Below are 17728 nucleotides of genomic sequence, written 5' to 3'. Positions count from 1 at the left end.
TCGGGCGATCCAGTATTCCAGAGACTGATGTGATTGAGCCGAGAGGCCGCGGCGTACTGGATGCCCCGCCTTCGCGGGGCATGACAGCATCACCTAGCCTTACGCATACCGGCCGTGGCAGTGCTTGAACTTCTTGCCGGAGCCGCAGGGGCAGTCCTCGTTGCGGCCGACCTTGCCCCAGCTGGCAGGGTTCTTCGGGTCGCGCAGCGCGGCGTCGGTGGCCTGCGGGGCGAGGGTGACGCTGGCGAGGGCCATTTCGTCTTCGCCGGTATCCGGATTGAGCTTGTGCGCTTCCATCTGCGGCAGCACAGGAGCTTCCTGCTCCGGCGGCACGATCTCGACGCGCATCAGCTGCGCGGTGACCGCCTCGCGCAAGTGCGAGCTCATCTCCTGGAAGAGGTTGAAGGCCTCGGTCTTGTACTCCTGCAGCGGATCGCGCTGGCCGTAGCCGCGCAGGCCGATGACCTGGCGCAAATGGTCGAGCATGATCAGATGCTCGCGCCAGAGATGGTCGAGCGTCTGCAGCAGGATGGTCTTCTCGACGTAACGCATCACGTCGGGACCCCATTGCCCCACCTTGGCCGCCATATGCTCGTCGGCCTTGGTCTCGATGCGGTTGAGCAGCTCCTCGTCGGCGATGCCCTCTTCCTTGGCCCATTCGTCGACCGGCAGGTCGAGATCGAGCACCCGCTTCAATTCGTCCTTGAGGCCGGCGACGTCCCATTGCTCGGCATAGGCATGCTCGGGCACGTGCTTGGCGACGAGATCCTCGATGAAGGCGTGGCGCATGTCGGAGACGGTCTCCGCGACGCTGTCGTCCTTCATGAGGTCGACGCGCTGGTCGAAGATCACCTTGCGCTGGTCGTTCTGGACGTTGTCGAACTTGAGCAGATTCTTGCGGATGTCGAAGTTGCGGGCCTCGACCTTCTGCTGCGCCTTCTCCAGCGCCTTGTTGATCCAGGGATGGATGATCGCCTCGCCCTCTTGCAGGCCGAGACGCTGCAGCATGCTGTCGAGCCGGTCCGAACCGAAGATGCGCATCAGATCGTCTTCCAGCGACAGGAAGAATTTCGACCGGCCCGGGTCGCCCTGACGGCCGGAACGACCGCGCAGCTGGTTGTCGATGCGGCGGGATTCGTGCCGCTCGGAGCCGATGATGTAGAGGCCGCCCGGCTTCTTCACGGTCTTGGCGGGCTTGCTACCCTTGGCGGGCTCGACCTCGACGGTCTCCTCGGCCTTGAGCACGATGTCGCGGAAATGCGCGATGTCGGCCTTGATCTGCTCGACCTTCTTCGCCTTCTCGGCCTCGTCCTCGATGCCGGCAGTCTCCTGGCTGAGACGCATCTCGAGCGAGCCGCCGAGCTTGATGTCGGTGCCGCGGCCGGCCATGTTGGTTGCGATCGTGATCGCACCGGGCACGCCGGCTTCCGCGACGATATAGGCTTCCTGCTCGTGGAAGCGCGCGTTCAGCACCGCGAACAGCTTCGCCGGCTTGCCGGCGCGGGCCGCGGCGTAGAGCTTGTCGAGCGCGTTCTCCTTGCCGAAGTCGATCTGCTTGTAGCCGTTCTGCTTCAGGAACTCGGCCAGCACTTCCGATTTCTCGATCGAGGCGGTGCCGACCAGCACCGGCTGCAGGCGCGAGTTGGCCCGCTCGATCTCGGCGAGGATGGCCTGGTATTTTTCCTTCTGGGTCCGGTAGACCTCGTCGTCCTCGTCGAGGCGCGCGATGGCGAGGTTGGTCGGGATTTCCACGACCTCGAGCTTGTAGATGTCGAACAGTTCGTCCGCTTCGGTGGCGGCCGTACCGGTCATGCCCGCGAGCTTTTCGTACATGCGGAAGTAGTTCTGGAAAGTGATCGAGGCCAGCGTCTGGTTCTCGGGCTGAACCTGGACATGCTCCTTGGCTTCCAGCGCCTGGTGCAGGCCTTCCGAATAGCGCCGGCCCGGCATCATGCGGCCGGTGAACTCGTCGATGATGACGACCTCGTCGTCGCGAACGATGTAGTCCTTGTCGCGGGTGAACAGCGTGTGGGCGCGCAGCGCCTGGTTGATGTGGTGCACGACGGAGACGTTCTCGACGTCGTAAAGCGACTCGCCCTTGAGCTGGCCGGCATCGCGCAGCAGCGTCTCGATCTTCTCCATGCCGCCTTCGGTCAGCGTCACGGTGCGCTGCTTCTCGTCAACCTCGTAATCGGTCTTGTCGAGCTTGGGCAGGAAGCCGTCGATGGTGTTGTAGAAGTCCGAGCGGTCGTCGAGCGGGCCGGAGATGATCAGCGGCGTGCGCGCTTCGTCGATCAGGATGGAGTCGACTTCGTCGACGATGGCGAAGAAGTGCGGCCGCTGGACCATGTCCTCGAGCCGGTACTTCATGTTGTCGCGCAGATAGTCGAAGCCGTATTCGTTGTTGGTGCCGTAGGTGATGTCGCAGGCATAGGCGGCCTTGCGCTCGGCATCGTCCAGGCCATGGACGATCACGCCCGTGGTCATGCCGAGGAAGCCGTAGATCTGACCCATCCAGCCGGAGTCGCGGCGGGCGAGGTAGTCGTTGACGGTGACGACATGGACGCCCTTGCCGGCGAGCGCGTTGAGGTAGACGGCGAGCGTTGCGACCAGCGTCTTGCCTTCACCGGTCTTCATCTCGGCGATGTCGCCCTCGTGCAGCACCATGCCGCCGATCAGCTGGACGTCGAAATGGCGCTGGCCGAGCGTGCGCTTGGCAGCCTCGCGCACGGTGGCGAAGGCGGGCACCAGGAGGTCGTCCAGCGTCTTGCCCTCGGCGAGCTGCTGCTTGAACTCGGCGGTGCGGGCCTTGAGCGCCTCGTCGGAGAGTTTGACGAGCTCGGGCTCCAGCGCGTTGATCGCGTTGATGCGGGACTGATATCCCTTCACCCGCCGGTCGTTGGCGGAGCCGAAAAACTTGCGGGCGAGCGCGCCGATCATGCCTAGTTCCTGTGTTCGCGAATTAACCGCGTTGCAGCCAAGAAGTCGTCACCCTCCGGCCTATCAACTCACCGTGACGCCTTTTGGCGCCAGAGCCCGGACTGCGGGGGGTTCATCCGCCATATGGGTGGGAATTGGGCTAGTCTGGGTTCAACGGCCAAAAACGCAGCAAAATAAACGGTATCGCCATGGTCGCGACCGCGCAGAGATATGGCCCGGTCAGGGCCTTGTCAACGGCGGGCGCATTGCAGCTAATTCATCATTTTGACAGACTTTTCGCGTTGCCAAGCCCCCCTGAATTGGGCGAGTGTCCGCCCCGCTCGAGCAGCCCCCTGCTTCAACAAAAGGATTTTCCATGACCACCTCGTTCCCGGTAACCACCGGCCTGCGTTTCCGCCATGCGTCCGCCCTCGCTGGAGGCCTGGGCCTGGCAGCCTGCTTGGTGCTGACCCTGGCGTTCGCGGGCCCGCTCCGGGCGGCCGACGATCCGGTCCTGGCAAAGGTCAATGGCGCTGAAATCAAGAAGAGCGACGTCACCATGGCCGAGGAAGAGCTCGGACCGAGCCTCGCCCAGATGGATCCGGCGACCAAGGACGAGAACGTCCTGTCGTTCCTGATCGACATGAAGATCGTGGCCAAGGCCGCCGAGGACAAGAAAGTCGCCGACGGCGACGACTTCAAGAAGCGGATGGCGTTCGCCCGCAACCGCCTGCTGATGGACAGCCTGCTGGCCCAGGAAGGCAAGGCGGCGACCACTGACGATGCCATGAAGAAGGTCTATGAGGAGGCTTCCAAGCAGATCACCGGCGAGCAGGAAGTGCGCGCCCGCCACATCCTGGTCGAGACCGAGGACGAGGCCAAGGCGGTGAAGGCCGAGCTCGACAAGGGCGCCGATTTCGCCGAGCTCGCCAAGAAGAAGTCCAAGGATCCGGGCTCGGCCGACGGCGGCGACCTCGGCTTCTTCACCAAGGAACAGATGGTGCCGGAATTCTCGGCCGTCGCGTTCTCGCTCGAGCCGGGCAAGATCTCCGACCCCGTGAAGTCGCAATTCGGCTGGCACATCATCAAGGTCGAGGAAAAGCGCAACCGCAAGGCGCCGGAGTTCGACCAGGTCAAGCCCCAGATCGAGCAGTACGTCACCCGCAAGGCCCAGGCCGACTACGTGGCCAAGCTCCGCGCCGAAGCCAAGGTCGAGCGGCTGGACCAGCCGGCGGCCGACGCCTCCAAGGATGCCAAGCCTGCCGATGCGGCCAAGGATGCCAAGCCGGCCGATGCCAAGCCGGCCGACAGCAAGATGGCGCCCCCCGCCAAGAAGTGAGAATTCGCTGTCACTTCGGTGACGCCAAGAGTATCTAAGCCTACCTGATGCCCGGCCCCGCAAAGAGGGGCCGGGCATCTGCATATCCAGACCTCACCAAGGCGCCCCTGCGATGTCCTCCTCCGTCTCTCCCCTCGCCCCCAAGAATGTCCCCGAGATGCCCGTGATCGCGGGCGTCCGTCTTGCGACGGCCGAGGCCGGCATCCGCTACAAGAACCGCACCGACGTGCTGCTCGCCATCATGGACAAGGGCACCGCGGTCGCCGGCGTCTTCACCAGGTCGAAGTGCCCCTCCGCGCCGGTCGAATGGTGCCGCGCCAAGCTGAAGGGCGGCAAGGCGCGCGCGCTGGTCGTCAATTCCGGCAACGCCAACGCCTTCACCGGCAAGACCGGCCGCGCCTCCACCGCGATGACCGCCAGGATCGCGGCCAAGGCCGTCGGCTGCAGCGAGAGCGAGATTTTTCTCGCCTCGACCGGCGTGATCGGCGAGCCGCTGGACGCGACCAAGTTCGACGGCGTGCTTGGCCGCCTCGCCGTGTCGGCGGAACCCGGCGATTACCTCGCCGCGGCCAAGGCGATCATGACCACCGACACTTTCCCCAAGGTCGCGACCGCGACGGTGAAGCTCGGCAAGGCCAAGGTCACCATCAACGGCATGGCCAAGGGCGCCGGCATGATCGCCCCCGACATGGCGACGATGCTGTCCTTCATCTTCACCGACGCCCCGATCGCACCCGCCGCGCTCCAGGCGCTGCTCAAGGCCGGCGTCGAGGACACGTTCAACGCGGTGACGATCGACGGCGACACCTCGACCTCGGACACGCTGCTGGCATTCGCGACCGGTGCGGCTGCCGAGCACGGCGCGCCAAAGATCAGCCGCGCCAGCGATCCGCGCCTGAAGGCCTTCGTGAAAGCCTTCAATCAGATCCTCGCCAATCTGTCCGAGCAGGTCGCCCGCGACGGCGAGGGCGCCCGCAAGCTGGTCGAGATCACGGTCGAGGGCGCCAAGACCAAGGCGTCCGCACGCAAGATCGCGATGTCGATCGCCAACTCACCGCTGGTGAAGACCGCGATCGCCGGCGAGGACGCCAATTGGGGCCGCGTGGTGATGGCGGTCGGCAAGGCCGGCGAGCCGGCCGATCGTGATAAGCTGTCGATCTCCTTCAACGGCATCCGCGTCGCCAAGAGCGGTGCGCGCGATCCCTCCTACGACGAGGCGCAGGTGTCGGAAGCGATGAAGGCGCCGGAGATCGCGATCAAGGTGCAGCTTGGCCTCGGCAAGGGCCGCGACCGGGTGCTGACCTGCGACCTCACCAAGGAATATGTCGCGATCAACGGGGATTACCGGTCTTAAGGAACATGGCCGATCTGAAGCTGACACTGGTGGTGGCCTGCGCGCTCGTCGACGCCGACAAGCGCGTCCTGATCGCGCAGCGCCCGGAGGGCAAGACACTGGCCGGCTTGTGGGAATTTCCCGGCGGCAAGTGTGAACCCGGCGAACGGCCCGAGCAGAGCCTGATTCGCGAGCTCCATGAGGAGCTTGGCATCAGCGTCGCCGAGCCGTGCCTGGCCCCGCTGACCTTTGCCAGCTACGGTTACGAGACGTTTCATCTGTTGATGCCGCTCTACATCTGTCGGCGCTGGGAAGGCGTGATCACGCCGCGCGAAGGTCAGACCCTCGCCTGGGTTCGCGCCAACAAGCTGCGCGACTATCCGATGCCGCCGGCGGACATCCCGCTGATCCCGCATTTGATTGATTTGCTGATGTGAAGTCCCGGCTCTGGGCAGCAGCGTAAGAACGCTGCAGCGCGTCCGGGACAAACTCATTCTTTCCCAGCCTTCTTCACCGCTTCCGCCAGGCTTGCTTTCGCCGAACCCGGCTTCAGCGGCTGCTGCTGGCTCGCATGCGGCGCCCAGCCGGACAGCCAGATGATGTCGAAGGTCGCACGGATGCGGCCGTCGGCATCGGCAAAACGCTCGGCATAGATCTCGGCCATCCGTAGCAGCGTCGCGCGCCGGCTCGGCGCGCGGCGCCGCTCGATCAGCACATTGGTCGCGCCCATGCGGCGGAGATCCTGCATCAGCGCGAACGCGTTGCCATAGCGCACCACGACGCGATCGACGTCGGTGACCGGCAGCGCAAAGCCCGCCCGCTGCAACAGCGCGCCGATGTCGCGCAAATCAGCGAACGGCGCGACGCGCGGCGACACGCCACCTTCGCATTCGGCCTCTGCCGCGGCAAAGGCCTGGCGCAGCTCGGTCAGGCTGTCGCCGCCGATCATGGCCGCCAGCAGCAGCCCGTCCGGCTTCAGCGCACGGCGAAGCTGCGCGAACACGCCCGGGAGATCGTTGACGAATTGGAGCGCCAGCGCGGACACGACCAGATCGAGGCGATCAGGCGCCAAGGGCAATGTCTCCGCGCCAGTTTCATCAAGCGCGATCCGCTGCAGCGACGGCAGGCGCGCGCGCAGCGCCGCGAGCCCCTCACCGGGTGTCCAGAGATCGACCGGGGCGTGAAACTCGCGCATCACTGCGGCGAGCCGGTCAAACATGTCCTCGGCGACCCGGTCCAGCAGGAAGTTCTCGGCACCTTGCGCCTGCGCACGCCGCTGCCGCGCGTGCAGCAGGGCGCGATCGAACAGGGCGGGCGGGGTCTGCGGGGTCTGAGCCATGCCGCTGGTTACGCCGATCATGCAGGGCATTGCAAACTCTCTCGTGTCCCGGACGCGGTGCGGCACGCAGTGACGCTCCGCTGCGTCCGGGGCACGAGAGGGCGGCTTGAGACCTGACAAACAGAACGCTAGCCTCCCTTCATGGAAGCTGACGCCGCCCCTGCCCGTTCCATCGCCGCACCCTTCCGTGCCGCGTGGACGGCCGGCCGCCACGTCGTGTCGCGGGTGGCGAAGCTCGCGCTCGACATTGCACTGCCGACGCTGTGCGTGTCCTGCCGGGAACCGGTCGATGGCGAGGGCGTCTGCGCGGCATGCTGGTCGCGGCTGTCCTTCATCGAGCGGCCCTACTGTCCGCGCCTCGGCATTCCCTTCGTCTACGATCCCGGCCCCGACATGCTGTCGATGGAGGCGATCGCGAGCCCCCCGGCTTACATGCGGGCGCGCGCGGCGGTGCGCTATGACGATGTCGCGCGCACGCTGGTGCATGCGCTGAAATACCAGGATCGCACCGATCTCGCGCCCGCCATGGGTCGCTGGATGGCGCGCGCGGGTGGCGAACTGCTTAACGGCGCCGACATGCTGGTGCCGGTGCCCCTGCATTGGCGGCGGGCATGGCGCCGGCGCTACAACCAATCAGGCGCGCTGGCGCAGATCATCGCCCGGCAGAGCGGCGTGAAGGTGAGAGCGGAGGTGCTGCGCCGGGTGCGGGCCACCGAACAGCAGATCGGCCTGTCACGGACCCAGCGGGCTACCAATGTGCAGGGCGCATTTCAGGTATCCCCCGACCGTCAATCCGAGGTCCAGGGCCGGCGCATCATCCTGGTCGACGATGTCCTGACGTCGGGCGCGACCCTGGATGCCTGCGCGCGCGCCTTGCTGCGCGCCAAGGCCGCCCAGGTCGACGTGCTGGTCTTTGCCCGGGTTGTCGAGATCAGGTAAACCCCCATATAATTCAACAAATTCATGACATGAGAGCGCTTGATACCATGACCGCTGCTGTCGAGATCTATACCAGGCCCGGGTGCGGCTATTGTTCCGCTGCCAGGTCGCTTTTGACCCGCAAGAAGGCGACCTTCACGGAATTCGACGTCGCCGAGAATCCGGCCTGGCGCGAAGAGATGTACGACCGCGCCGGCGAGGGCGCGACCTTCCCGCAGATCTGGATCGGCGGAACTCATATCGGCGGTTGCGACGACCTCTACGCGCTCGACCGCGAGGGCAAGCTCGACGACCTGCTCGAAAGCGTCAAGGCGGTCTCATGAGTGAGGACAGGACCTTTACCGCCGCCATGGTGCAGATGCGCACCGGATTGATGCCGGAGCCGAGCCTTGCACAGGCAACCAGGCTGATCCGGCAGGCGGCGGCCAACGGCGCCGACTACGTGCAGACGCCCGAAGTCAGCAACATGATGCAGCTGAACCGCAAGGCGCTGTTCGAGCATCTGCAGAGCGAGGAGGAGGACGCCTCGTTGAAGGCGTATCGCGCGCTCGCGGCAGAGCTGAAGATCCACATCCATGTCGGCTCGCTGGCGCTGCGCTTTTCTCCGGAGAAGGCCGTCAACCGATCCTTCCTGATCGGGCCCGAGGGCAGCGTGCTCGCGAGCTACGACAAGATCCACATGTTCGACATCGAGCTGCCGGACGGCGAGAGCTATCGGGAATCCGCCAACTACCAGCCGGGCGAGACCGCCGTGATCTCCGACCTGCCCTGGGGCCGGGTCGGCTTGACGATCTGCTACGACGTGCGTTTTCCCGCGCTCTACCGCGCACTCGCGGAAAGCGGCGCCTCCTTCATCACCGTGCCGTCGGCCTTCACCCGCAAGACCGGCGAGGCGCACTGGCATATCCTGCTGCGCGCGCGCGCGATCGAGACCGGCTGCTTCATCTTCGCGGCAGCTCAGGCAGGCACCCATGAGAACAAGCGCGAGACCTACGGCCATTCGCTGATCATCGACCCGTGGGGCGAGATCCTCGCCGAAGGCGATGTCGAGCCCGGCATCATCATGGCCAAGATCGACCCGGCCAAGGTCGAGACCGCGCGCCGCGCAATCCCGTCACTCCAGCACGGCCGACGCTTCGGCGTCTCCGATCCGAAAGCCGGGCCGGATCATCTGCATCTGGTGCGGGGATCGGCATGATCCGCTACGCGCTGCATTGCGACCGCAAGCATGAGTTCGAGAGCTGGTTCCAGAGCTCTTCGGCCTACGATTCGCAGGTGAAGCGCAAGCTGGTGACCTGTCCGATCTGCGGCTCGGCCAAGGTCGACAAGGCGATCATGGCGCCGCGCATCGTCGGCAAGAAAGGCCGCGCGGCGCCGCCGGCGGAACCTGCTACGACCACCGCACCCGAGGCTGCGCCGTCAGGACCGACCTCGCTGATGATGGCGCAGGAGCGCGAGCTGCGCGCCAAGCTGAAAGAGCTGCGCGACCACATCGTCAAGAATGCCGACAATGTCGGCGAGCGGTTTGCGAACGAAGCCCGCGCGATGCATTACGGCGACAAGGAGCACCGCCCGATCTACGGCGAGGCGTCGCCGGACGAGGCAAAGTCGCTGATCGATGAAGGCATCGAGGTCTCGCCGCTGCCGACATTGCCGGAAGACCGGAACTGATGCGCGAAGCGCGTCAGAAGCCCACCAGCAGCGCGACGCCAATCACGATCAGCACGATGCCAAAGATCTCGCGTGGCGCGATCGGCTGCTTGAAAGAGTAGTACGCAACGGCTTGCGCGAACAGCACTTCGACCAAGGCGAGCGTGCGGACATTGGCCGCGGCCGTCAGCGCGAACGCCAGGAACCAGAATTGCGAGGCGAAGGCGCCCATGAAACCCGCAAGCAGCGACGGCCGCCACAGCCCCAGGATCGACTGGAGTATCTTTGGCGCGCGCCAGAGCAGATAGATCGTCAGGATCAGCGTCTGCACGAACAGGCCGAACACCAGCGTGAAGGACGACGCCGTCACGAACGAGACGTTCGGCACGGTGATGATCGCGCCGCGGAAGCCGACCGCTGAGAGCGCGAACGCAGCGGCAGCTACGAGCCCCGTGATGGTCGGCTTCATCTCCGCAAAACTCTTTTCGCCGCCCGGACGCAGCGCGGTGATGACGACGCCGACGGTTGCGATCACGATCGCCAGCACCTTCAGCCAGGTCAGGTGATCGCCGAGAAAAACGAAGCCGAAGATCGCGGTCTGGATCGCTTCGGTCTTCAGATAGGCCGTCGTCACCACGAAGGAGCGGTCGTTCATCGCGAGCAGCATCAGTCCGGTGGCGACGATCTGGCTGAGCGCGCCGAGCAGCAGCCACGGCCAGAACGTCGATGGCGGCATGCCGATATGATCGCCGGTCGTAATCAGCACCGCGCCGAGAAACAGCAGCGAGAACGGGAAGCCGAACAGGAAGCGGATATTGGTCGCGCCCCATGTCCCCAGCGGCTTCGTCAGCGACCGCTGCATCGCATTACGCGCGACCTGGCCGAGCGCAGCGATGACCGTGAAGGGAATCCAGAGGCTGGTGATGGTGAACATGGGGTGAGTGGCAGCGACCAGGAGAGTGTCGCTGCAACCTGCCGACGACACGGCAACAGGTCAATCACGCTCCCGTCATAGGAGCGATGCTCTCGCGACAAACTCCGTCGTCGTCCTGGACAAGCGAAGCGCAGATCCAGGGCCCATTACCCCAAGGAGAGGTTTTGCGAAGACCCGTGGGCTAGTCTTCGCCTAACTTGGTCTTGGGGCAATGGGTCCTGGCTTTTGCCAGGACGACGCCTTTGGTGGCGATGCAGCGGAGCCCTGAACGAGCTCACAGCCCCCTCACACCATTCCTTCCGCCACCACCATGTAGTTCACGTCCATGTCGGACGAGAGCGTCCATTTGTCGGCGAAGGGGGAGTAGACGACGCCGGTCTGCTCGGTGATGACGAGGCGGTTGTCGAGGAGGTGCTTGGTCAGCTCATCGGGGGTGACGAACTTGTTCCATTCATGGGTGCCGCGCGGCAGCCAGCGCAGCACGTATTCGGCGCCGACGATGGCGAGCGCAAAGCTCTTCCAATTGCGATTGAGGGTGGAGACCACCATCAGCCCGTTCGGCTTCAGCATCGAGGCGCAGCGCTTGAGGAAGACGCCGACGTCGACGACGTGCTCGACCACCTCCATCGCCAGCACGATGTCGAAGCGCTCGCGCGGGTCGATCTCCTCCACCGTGGTGCAGCGGTAGTCGATCGACAAATGGCTCTTGTCGGCATGCAGCTTCGCAGCGGCAATGTTGCTGGCCGACGGATCGACGCCGATGACCTGTGCGCCGAGCCGCGACAGCGGCTCGCACAAGAGGCCGGCGCCGCAGCCGATGTCGAGCACGCGCAAGCCCCCGAGACAGCTGAGGCTACGTACGTTGCGCTCGAACTTGCGGCAGGCGGCGTCGCGGATATAGCCGAGCCGCAGCGGATTGATCCGGTGCAGCGGCGCCATCTTGCCCTTGGGGTCCCACCACTCGGCCGAGAGTTTCGAGAATTTCGCGATCTCGGCGGCGTCGACGGTCGAGCCCGGCGGCACGGTGGCAGTTGCGGAACTATCTTGCTGCATGCTCATGATTACGCGCGGTCCTACCGCGTGGTGATCGAACTACGGAAGGCGAGCGGAGAGGCGATGGTCTTGATCGTCTCACGACCTTCGCCGACGCCGTTGATGGTCACGTCGCCATAGTTGAGAATTCGGCCAAGGATAGTCTGGTTCACGTCGACACTCTCGACCTTATCCAGCGCCATTTCAAAGGTGCGGCGCTTGATGAAGCCGACTTTATGCACAACCCTGAGGTTGGTGACGTCGGTCTCGGTGGTGAGGCGGTGGAACCAGCCCCTCAGTGTCCAGTACAGGGCAGCAAGCGCCACCAGGCCGGAGCCGAACAGGCAGAGGATCATGATGCTGTAGATATCGCTCCGGCGGGAGACCGCGAACAGGACGATCGCCACGATCCAGGCCAGGATGGCCGGGAAATAGTAGATCCAGTGCGCATTGGTCGAATACAGCACCCGCTCGCCCGGTTGCAGGATTTCGTCAATATAGCGCGCCATGACCTCGACAACCCATTGCCCGGATTGGGCCCCCAGAAACCAGCTTGAGGAACCCGCTTGCCCCCGGCCCCGCCCCTCTGTATACGCGCGGTCGGTATCCCCAGGGCATCCGTCCGGCGCGGGTCACCATACTGATCCTCAAGAGGGAATGCACGCGTCGTCATGAGCCGTCTCGTGATGAAATTCGGCGGCACGTCCGTCGCCAACATCGAACGTATCCGAAACGTCGCACGCCATGTGAAGCGTGAGGTCGACGCCGGCCATGAAGTGGCCGTGGTCGTCTCGGCGATGTCGGGCAAGACCAACGAGCTGGTGGCTTGGTGCACCGAGGCCTCGCCGATGCACGACGCGCGCGAATACGACGCCGTCGTCGCGTCCGGCGAACAGGTCACTTCGGGCCTGCTGGCCATCGTGCTCCAGAGCATGGGGATCCAGGCCCGCTCCTGGCAGGGCTGGCAGATCCCGATCAAGACCAGCGACGCCCATGCCTCGGCCCGGATCGAGGACATCGACGGCAGCGAGATCATCTCCCGTTTCAAGGAACGCAAGGAGGTCGCTGTCATCGCCGGCTTCCAGGGCATTGATCCCAAGACCAACCGCATCACCACCCTTGGCCGCGGCGGCTCCGACACCTCGGCGGTGGCCGTCGCCGCCGCCGTCAAGGCCGACCGCTGCGACATCTACACCGACGTCGATGGCGTCTACACCACCGACCCGCGAATCGTGCCGAAGGCCAAGCGGCTCGACAAGATCGCGTTCGAAGACATGCTGGAACTGGCTTCCCAGGGCGCGAAGGTGCTCCAGGTGCGCTCGGTGGAACTCGGCATGGTCCACAACATGCCGATCTTCGTCCGATCGAGCTTCGACAAGCCCGAGGATATCGATCCGCACGCCAACCAGCCGCCCGGCACGCTGATCTGCGGCGAGGAGGAGATCATGGAAAATCACGTCGTTACCGGTATCGCCTTCTCGAAGGACGAGGCCCAGATCTCGGTGCGTCAGATCCAGGACAAGCCCGGCGTTGCAGCCTCGATCTTCGGCCCGCTCGCGGACGCCAATATCAACGTCGACATGATCGTCCAGAACGTGTCCGAGGACGGCAAGACCACCGACCTGACCTTCACGGTGCCCGCCGCCGACTACGTCAGGGCCAAGGACACGATCACCGCGTCCAAGGCGACGATCGGGTATGCACGGCTGGATACCGCGACCGATGTCGCCAAGATCTCGGTGATCGGCAGCGGTATGCGCAGCCACGCCGGCGTTGCCGCCCAGGCTTTTTCGGCGCTCGCAGGGCGGAATATCAACATCCGGGCCATTACAACCTCCGAGATCAAATTCTCGGTTTTGATCGACGCCGCCTATACCGAGCTCGCGGTGCGTACGCTGCACACGCTCTACGGCCTCGATCAGGCCTGAAACGCGACCCGTCGTGCGTCAGATTGCTGTTTGAGCACGTCTTTCCGGAAGCCGCTTCGCACGTTTCCGGACCATGCCTTAGGCTAATTTTCTCTTAGCGGTCGCAGCAAACGCGAAGGTGTACACACCTTCGCGTTTGGCAGGCGTTTTGCTTGGCAAAACAAGCCTCAATTCGCTATACGGCGAACAGGGTGGGCTGCCGCAAACTGTGTCCCAGTTCAGGCGGCGCTGATTCGGCGCAAGCACTAATCTCAGGAAGGTTTGCGTTTGCGCCTGCGCCGGACAGACAATTTGATTGTTTTTCTGGAATTTTAGGCCAGCCGCCGGCCAATATCGCCGGGCCGGGCAGACGAAGGAGATTGACGGTTCATGCGGAGCGCGTCGGGAGGTCCCCGCGTCTTGTTGAGACGGCTCCGCGAAACCATGGCGGAGCAGGTCTCGGCCCAGGAGCGGCTGGACAAGATCGTGGTGCTGATCGCCGCCAACATGGTGGCCGAGGTGTGCTCGGTCTATGTGCTGCGCATCGACAACACGCTCGAGCTTTATGCTACCGAGGGCCTCAACCGCGAGGCCGTGCACCATACCGTGCTCAGCGCCCATGAGGGCCTGGTCGGCCTCGTCGCCAGCGAGGCGACGCCGCTCAATCTCAACGACGCGCAGAGCCACCCGGCCTTCTCGTTTCGCCCGGAGACCGGCGAAGAGATCTATCACTCCTTCCTTGGCGTGCCGATCCTGCGCGCCGGCAACACGCTCGGCGTGCTGGTGGTGCAGAATCGCGCCAAGCGTACCTATGTCGAGGAGGAGCTCGAGGCGCTGCAGACCACCGCCATGGTGCTGGCGGAACTGATCGCCTCGGGCGAATTGTCCGCGCTGGCCCAGCCCGGCCTGGAGCCGGCCGCACGCCATTCGACGCAGAAGGCCGGAGCAATTCTCTCCGAAGGCATCGCGCTCGGCCATGTCGTGCTGCACGAGCCGCGCGTCGTCATCAAGGACTACATCGCCGAGGACCTGCCGAAGGAAATCAAGCGGCTCGACACCGCGCTCGCCAAGCTGCGCTCGGATCTCGACCGCATGCTCGAGCGCGGCGATGTCGCCGAGGGCGGCGAGCATCGCGACGTGCTGGAAGCCTACCGCATGTTCGCCAACGACCAGGGCTGGTCGCACAAGCTGCACGAGGCGGTCGCCACCGGCCTCACCGCGGAAGCCGCCGTCGAGCGCGTCCAGTCCGACACCCGCGCCCGCATGCTGCGCGTGACCGATCCCTATTTGCGCGACCGGCTGCACGATCTGGAGGATCTCGGCTACCGCCTGATGCGGCAGCTGGTCGGCCAGGACCACGCGCCCTCGCGCGAGCAGATGCCCGACAATGCCATCGTCATCGCACGTGCGATGGGACCGGCGGCGCTGCTCGACTACGACCGCAAACGCCTGCGCGGGATCGTGCTGGAGGAAGGCACCGCGAACTCTCACGTCTCGATCGTGGCCCGCGCGCTCGGTATTCCCGCGGTCGGCGAGGTGCCGAACGCGCCCGGCATCGCAGATCCAGGCGATGCCATCATCGTCGATGGCACTTCGGGCGCGATCTATGTGCGCCCGTCGCAGGAGATCGAAGCAGCCTATGCCGAACGGGTGCGCTTCCGCGCCCGCCGCCAGGCGCAATATCTGGCGCTGCGCGACCGGCCCTGCGTCACCAAGGACGGTGAGAGGGTCGAGCTCCTGATCAACGCCGGTCTCGCCATCGACCTGCCGCATATCGACGACACCGGCAGCGCCGGCATCGGCCTGTTCCGCACCGAGCTGCAATTCATGGTCGGCCAGAGCCTGCCGCGCACCAGCGACCAGCTCGCTCTCTACCGCGCCGTGCTGGATGCTGCGGGCTCCAAGCCCGTCACCTTCCGCACCCTCGACATCGGCGGCGACAAGGCGCTGCCGTATATGGAGACGGTGATCGAGGAGAATCCCGCGCTCGGCTGGCGCGCGATCCGGCTCGGGCTGGATCGTCCGGGCCTCTTGCGCGGCCAGATCCGCGCGTTGCTCCGCGCCGGTGGCGGCCGCGCGCTGCGCATCATGTTCCCGATGATCTCGGAGGTCGCCGAGTTCGACGCCGCGAAAGCGCTGGTCGAGCGCGAGCTGACATACTTACGCCAGCATGGCCACACCTTGCCGGAGCGTATCGACATCGGCACCATGGTCGAGGTACCGGCGCTGCTCTATCAGCTCGACGAGCTCCTGAGGAAGGTCGACTTCATCTCGGTCGGCTCCAACGATCTGTTCCAGTTCCTGTTCGCGGTCGACCGCGGCAATGCCAAGGTCTCCGAGCGGTTCGACACCATGTCGACGCCGATCCTGCGCGCGCTGCGCGACATCGCGCAAAAATCGCAGGCCGCGAAGAAATCGCTGTCGCTCTGCGGCGAGATGGCCTCGAAGCCGATCGGCGCGCTGGCGCTGCTGGCGATGGGCTACCGCTCGCTGTCGCTGTCGGCGACCGCGCTCGGCCCGGTCAAGGCGATGGTGATCGACCTCGACGTCAAGAAGGCCGCAGCGATGCTCGGGCCCCTGCTGGATGCGCCGACCGGCAGCGTCTCGATCCGGCAGAAGCTGACGGAATTTGCCGAGGCCGAAGGCCTGGCGTTGTAGCGGGCCTGTCGCCCGTCCTCGCCGCCTCGCCTCCCTCCGCCATTTGAGACTGAACCCATGTCGTCACTCCCCGAAGCCAAACTGGACGTCCTGCTCGCGCATCACGCATCGCTCGAAGCTGAATCGCTGGGACAGCTCTCCTCCGAGCGCTATGTGCAGGTCACGCGCGAACTCGCCGAGATCACGCCGCTGATCGAGGCGGTGAAGACCTATCGGTCTGCCGTGAAGGAGCTCGCCGACACCGAGGCGCTGATTGCCGACCCCGCAACCGATGCCGAGATGCGCAGCATGGCGGAAGCCGAGCGCGACGAGCTCAATCCGAAGATCGAGGATCTGGTCCAGAAGATCCGCATCGCCCTGCTGCCCAAGGACGCCATGGACGATCGCAACGTGGTGCTGGAAATCCGTGCCGGCACGGGTGGCGACGAGGCCTCGCTGTTCGCCGGCGACCTGTTCCGGATGTACGAGCGCTTCGCGAGCTTGCAGGGCTGGAAGGTCGAGGTGATCTCGGCCAGCGAGGGCACCGTCGGCGGCTACAAAGAAATCATCGCGGAGGTGCAGGGCCGCGGCGCGTTCTCCAAGCTGAAATTCGAATCCGGCGTGCATCGAGTGCAGCGTGTGCCCGACACCGAGACGCAGGGCCGCATCCATACCTCGGCGGCAACCGTTGCCGTGCTGCCCGAGGTCGAGGATGTCGACGTCGAGATCAAGAACGAGGATCTGCGCATCGAGACCATGCGCGCACAGGGCGCCGGCGGCCAGCACGTCAACAAGACCGAATCGGCGATCCGCATCACCCACATCCCGACCGGCATCGTGGTGATGATGCAGGACAGCCGCTCGCAGCATAAGAACCGCGCCTCGGCCATGAACATCCTGCGCTCGCGCATCTACGATGCCGAGCGGCAGCGCGTCGACGCCGCGCGCTCGGCCGAGCGCAAGGAAAAGGTCGGTTCGGGCGACCGCTCCGAGCGCATCCGCACCTATAATTTCCCGCAAGGCCGCGTCACCGACCATCGCATCAACCTGACGCTCTACAAGCTGCCGCAGGTGATCGCGGGCGAAGCACTCGGCGAATTGACCGATGCGCTGACCACCGAGCACCAGGCCGCGCAGCTCGCCGCACAGGGCGCGGCGGCCTGACAGGCCGCGCGGCGCTCAGGCCTCGCCGGGCTCTCCGAACGATTTCAACAGACGGCTCAGCGCCGGGCTCGCGGCGCGGCGGAGCTCCTCGATATTCTGGCGCGAGAGCGCCTGAAGCTTCTGCTCACCTTTCTTCGTCAGCTTGAGATGCACGCGCCTGGCATCCTCGGGATCAGCGACGCGGCTGACCAGCCCCTGTTTTTCGAGGCGATTGATCAACTCGACGGCCGAGTGATGTCTGATCAGCAGAAACTTCGCGACATCGCCGACAGTTGCCGGGCCTGGGCGGACAAAGCCCTTGATGCCGAGCAGGGCCTGGTGCTGCGTCGGCGTCAGTCCCTGTCCGGCGGAGCCCGCCTCGCTGAATGCCAGGAAGCTCCGGATCTGGTAGCGAAAATGCGCCAATGCTGCGTAATCGGAATCACGCATCGTGCCGCCCCGTCGGGCAGACGTCGTCACCTTGGAGCGCTGCGCCTTCCTCGCTGGAACCATGCCCGCCTCGACCATGCCGCCCGGCGTCGCGGGAGACTTAGCC

At 65.1% G+C, this 17728-nt stretch carries 16 protein-coding genes; 10 read left to right on the top strand and 6 right to left on the bottom strand.

What is annotated here, in order from left to right; genetic code table 11:
- Nucleotides 1-99: 99 nt before the first annotated feature.
- Entirely contained in the window at nt 100-2940 is a 2841-nt protein-coding gene (gene secA / locus XH91_RS03830; protein ID WP_128949351.1) for a preprotein translocase subunit SecA, read from the bottom strand.
- 355 nt (nt 2941-3295) lie between these two features.
- On the opposite strand from secA, the gene XH91_RS03825 reads away from it, so the two are divergent.
- From XH91_RS03825 to XH91_RS03815, 3 genes are all read left to right on the top strand, one after another.
- Nucleotides 3296-4258 carry a peptidylprolyl isomerase gene (locus tag XH91_RS03825; protein ID WP_164933879.1) on the top strand — a complete coding sequence of 321 codons (963 nt, stop codon included), beginning with the start codon at nt 3296-3298 and terminating at the stop codon, nt 4256-4258.
- 112 nt (nt 4259-4370) lie between these two features.
- The gene (gene argJ / locus XH91_RS03820; protein ID WP_128949349.1) at nt 4371-5612 is read left to right on the top strand and encodes a bifunctional glutamate N-acetyltransferase/amino-acid acetyltransferase ArgJ; all 1242 of its coding nucleotides are present in this window, start codon (nt 4371-4373) and stop codon (nt 5610-5612) included.
- Nucleotides 5613-5617: 5 nt separating this feature from the next.
- A complete protein-coding gene (locus XH91_RS03815) occupies nt 5618-6028 on the top strand; it encodes a (deoxy)nucleoside triphosphate pyrophosphohydrolase (RefSeq protein ID WP_128949348.1) in 411 nt (136 codons plus the stop codon).
- 53 nt (nt 6029-6081) lie between these two features.
- Here XH91_RS03815 and XH91_RS03810 read toward each other — a convergent pair whose 3' ends face one another.
- Nucleotides 6082-6951: a methyltransferase domain-containing protein gene (locus XH91_RS03810; RefSeq protein ID WP_206733179.1), complete on the bottom strand. Its 870-nt coding sequence runs from the start codon at nt 6949-6951 to the stop codon at nt 6082-6084.
- A gap of 120 nt (nt 6952-7071) precedes the next feature.
- Here XH91_RS03810 and XH91_RS03805 point away from each other — a divergent pair, with 120 nt between their 5' ends.
- Genes XH91_RS03805 through XH91_RS03790 form a run of 4 tightly spaced genes read left to right on the top strand, consistent with a single transcriptional unit; the run spans nt 7072 to nt 9540 of the window.
- Nucleotides 7072-7869 carry a ComF family protein gene (locus XH91_RS03805; protein WP_128949346.1) on the top strand — a complete coding sequence of 266 codons (798 nt, stop codon included), beginning with the start codon at nt 7072-7074 and terminating at the stop codon, nt 7867-7869.
- Between the two features lie 47 nt (nt 7870-7916).
- Nucleotides 7917-8192 (top strand): glutaredoxin 3, encoded by a 276-nt coding sequence (grxC, locus tag XH91_RS03800; protein WP_128949345.1) that lies wholly within the window; start codon nt 7917-7919, stop codon nt 8190-8192.
- Complete coding sequence (locus XH91_RS03795) at nt 8189-9067, top strand: carbon-nitrogen hydrolase family protein (protein WP_128949344.1); 879 nt, start codon at nt 8189-8191, stop codon at nt 9065-9067. Before grxC ends, XH91_RS03795 begins: the two co-directional genes overlap by 4 nt.
- A complete protein-coding gene (locus XH91_RS03790) occupies nt 9064-9540 on the top strand; it encodes a DUF1178 family protein (protein WP_128949343.1) in 477 nt (158 codons plus the stop codon). Before XH91_RS03795 ends, XH91_RS03790 begins: the two co-directional genes overlap by 4 nt.
- A 13-nt stretch (nt 9541-9553) precedes the next feature.
- Here the strand turns inward: XH91_RS03790 and XH91_RS03785 are convergent, their stop codons facing one another.
- From XH91_RS03785 to XH91_RS03775, 3 genes are all read right to left on the bottom strand, one after another.
- Complete coding sequence (locus XH91_RS03785) at nt 9554-10453, bottom strand: EamA family transporter (protein ID WP_128949342.1); 900 nt, start codon at nt 10451-10453, stop codon at nt 9554-9556.
- A 285-nt stretch (nt 10454-10738) separates the two neighbouring features.
- The gene (gene ubiG / locus XH91_RS03780) at nt 10739-11512 is read right to left on the bottom strand and encodes a bifunctional 2-polyprenyl-6-hydroxyphenol methylase/3-demethylubiquinol 3-O-methyltransferase UbiG (protein ID WP_164933880.1); all 774 of its coding nucleotides are present in this window, start codon (nt 11510-11512) and stop codon (nt 10739-10741) included.
- Between the two features lie 14 nt (nt 11513-11526).
- Complete coding sequence (locus tag XH91_RS03775) at nt 11527-11994, bottom strand: PH domain-containing protein (protein WP_128949341.1); 468 nt, start codon at nt 11992-11994, stop codon at nt 11527-11529.
- A 162-nt stretch (nt 11995-12156) separates the two neighbouring features.
- Here XH91_RS03775 and XH91_RS03770 point away from each other — a divergent pair, with 162 nt between their 5' ends.
- The 3 genes from XH91_RS03770 to prfA all read left to right on the top strand — a co-directional run bounded on the left by XH91_RS03770 (nt 12157) and on the right by prfA (nt 17193).
- Nucleotides 12157-13413 (top strand): aspartate kinase, encoded by a 1257-nt coding sequence (locus XH91_RS03770; protein WP_128949340.1) that lies wholly within the window; start codon nt 12157-12159, stop codon nt 13411-13413.
- Between the two features lie 369 nt (nt 13414-13782).
- Nucleotides 13783-16050 carry a phosphoenolpyruvate--protein phosphotransferase gene (ptsP, locus tag XH91_RS03765; RefSeq protein ID WP_128949339.1) on the top strand — a complete coding sequence of 756 codons (2268 nt, stop codon included), beginning with the start codon at nt 13783-13785 and terminating at the stop codon, nt 16048-16050.
- Between the two features lie 57 nt (nt 16051-16107).
- Nucleotides 16108-17193, top strand: coding sequence for a peptide chain release factor 1 (prfA, locus tag XH91_RS03760; protein ID WP_128949338.1), 1086 nt, complete (start codon nt 16108-16110; stop codon nt 17191-17193).
- Nucleotides 17194-17208: 15 nt separating this feature from the next.
- On the opposite strand, the gene XH91_RS03755 is transcribed toward prfA, so the two are convergent.
- Nucleotides 17209-17685, bottom strand: coding sequence for a MarR family transcriptional regulator (locus tag XH91_RS03755; protein ID WP_128949337.1), 477 nt, complete (start codon nt 17683-17685; stop codon nt 17209-17211).
- Nucleotides 17686-17728: the final 43 nt, after the last annotated feature.

The organism is Bradyrhizobium guangzhouense (assembly GCF_004114955.1).
GTDB classification, from domain to species: Bacteria; Pseudomonadota; Alphaproteobacteria; order Rhizobiales; family Xanthobacteraceae; genus Bradyrhizobium; species Bradyrhizobium guangzhouense.
This window is presented reverse-complemented; position numbering and strand designations above follow the sequence as displayed.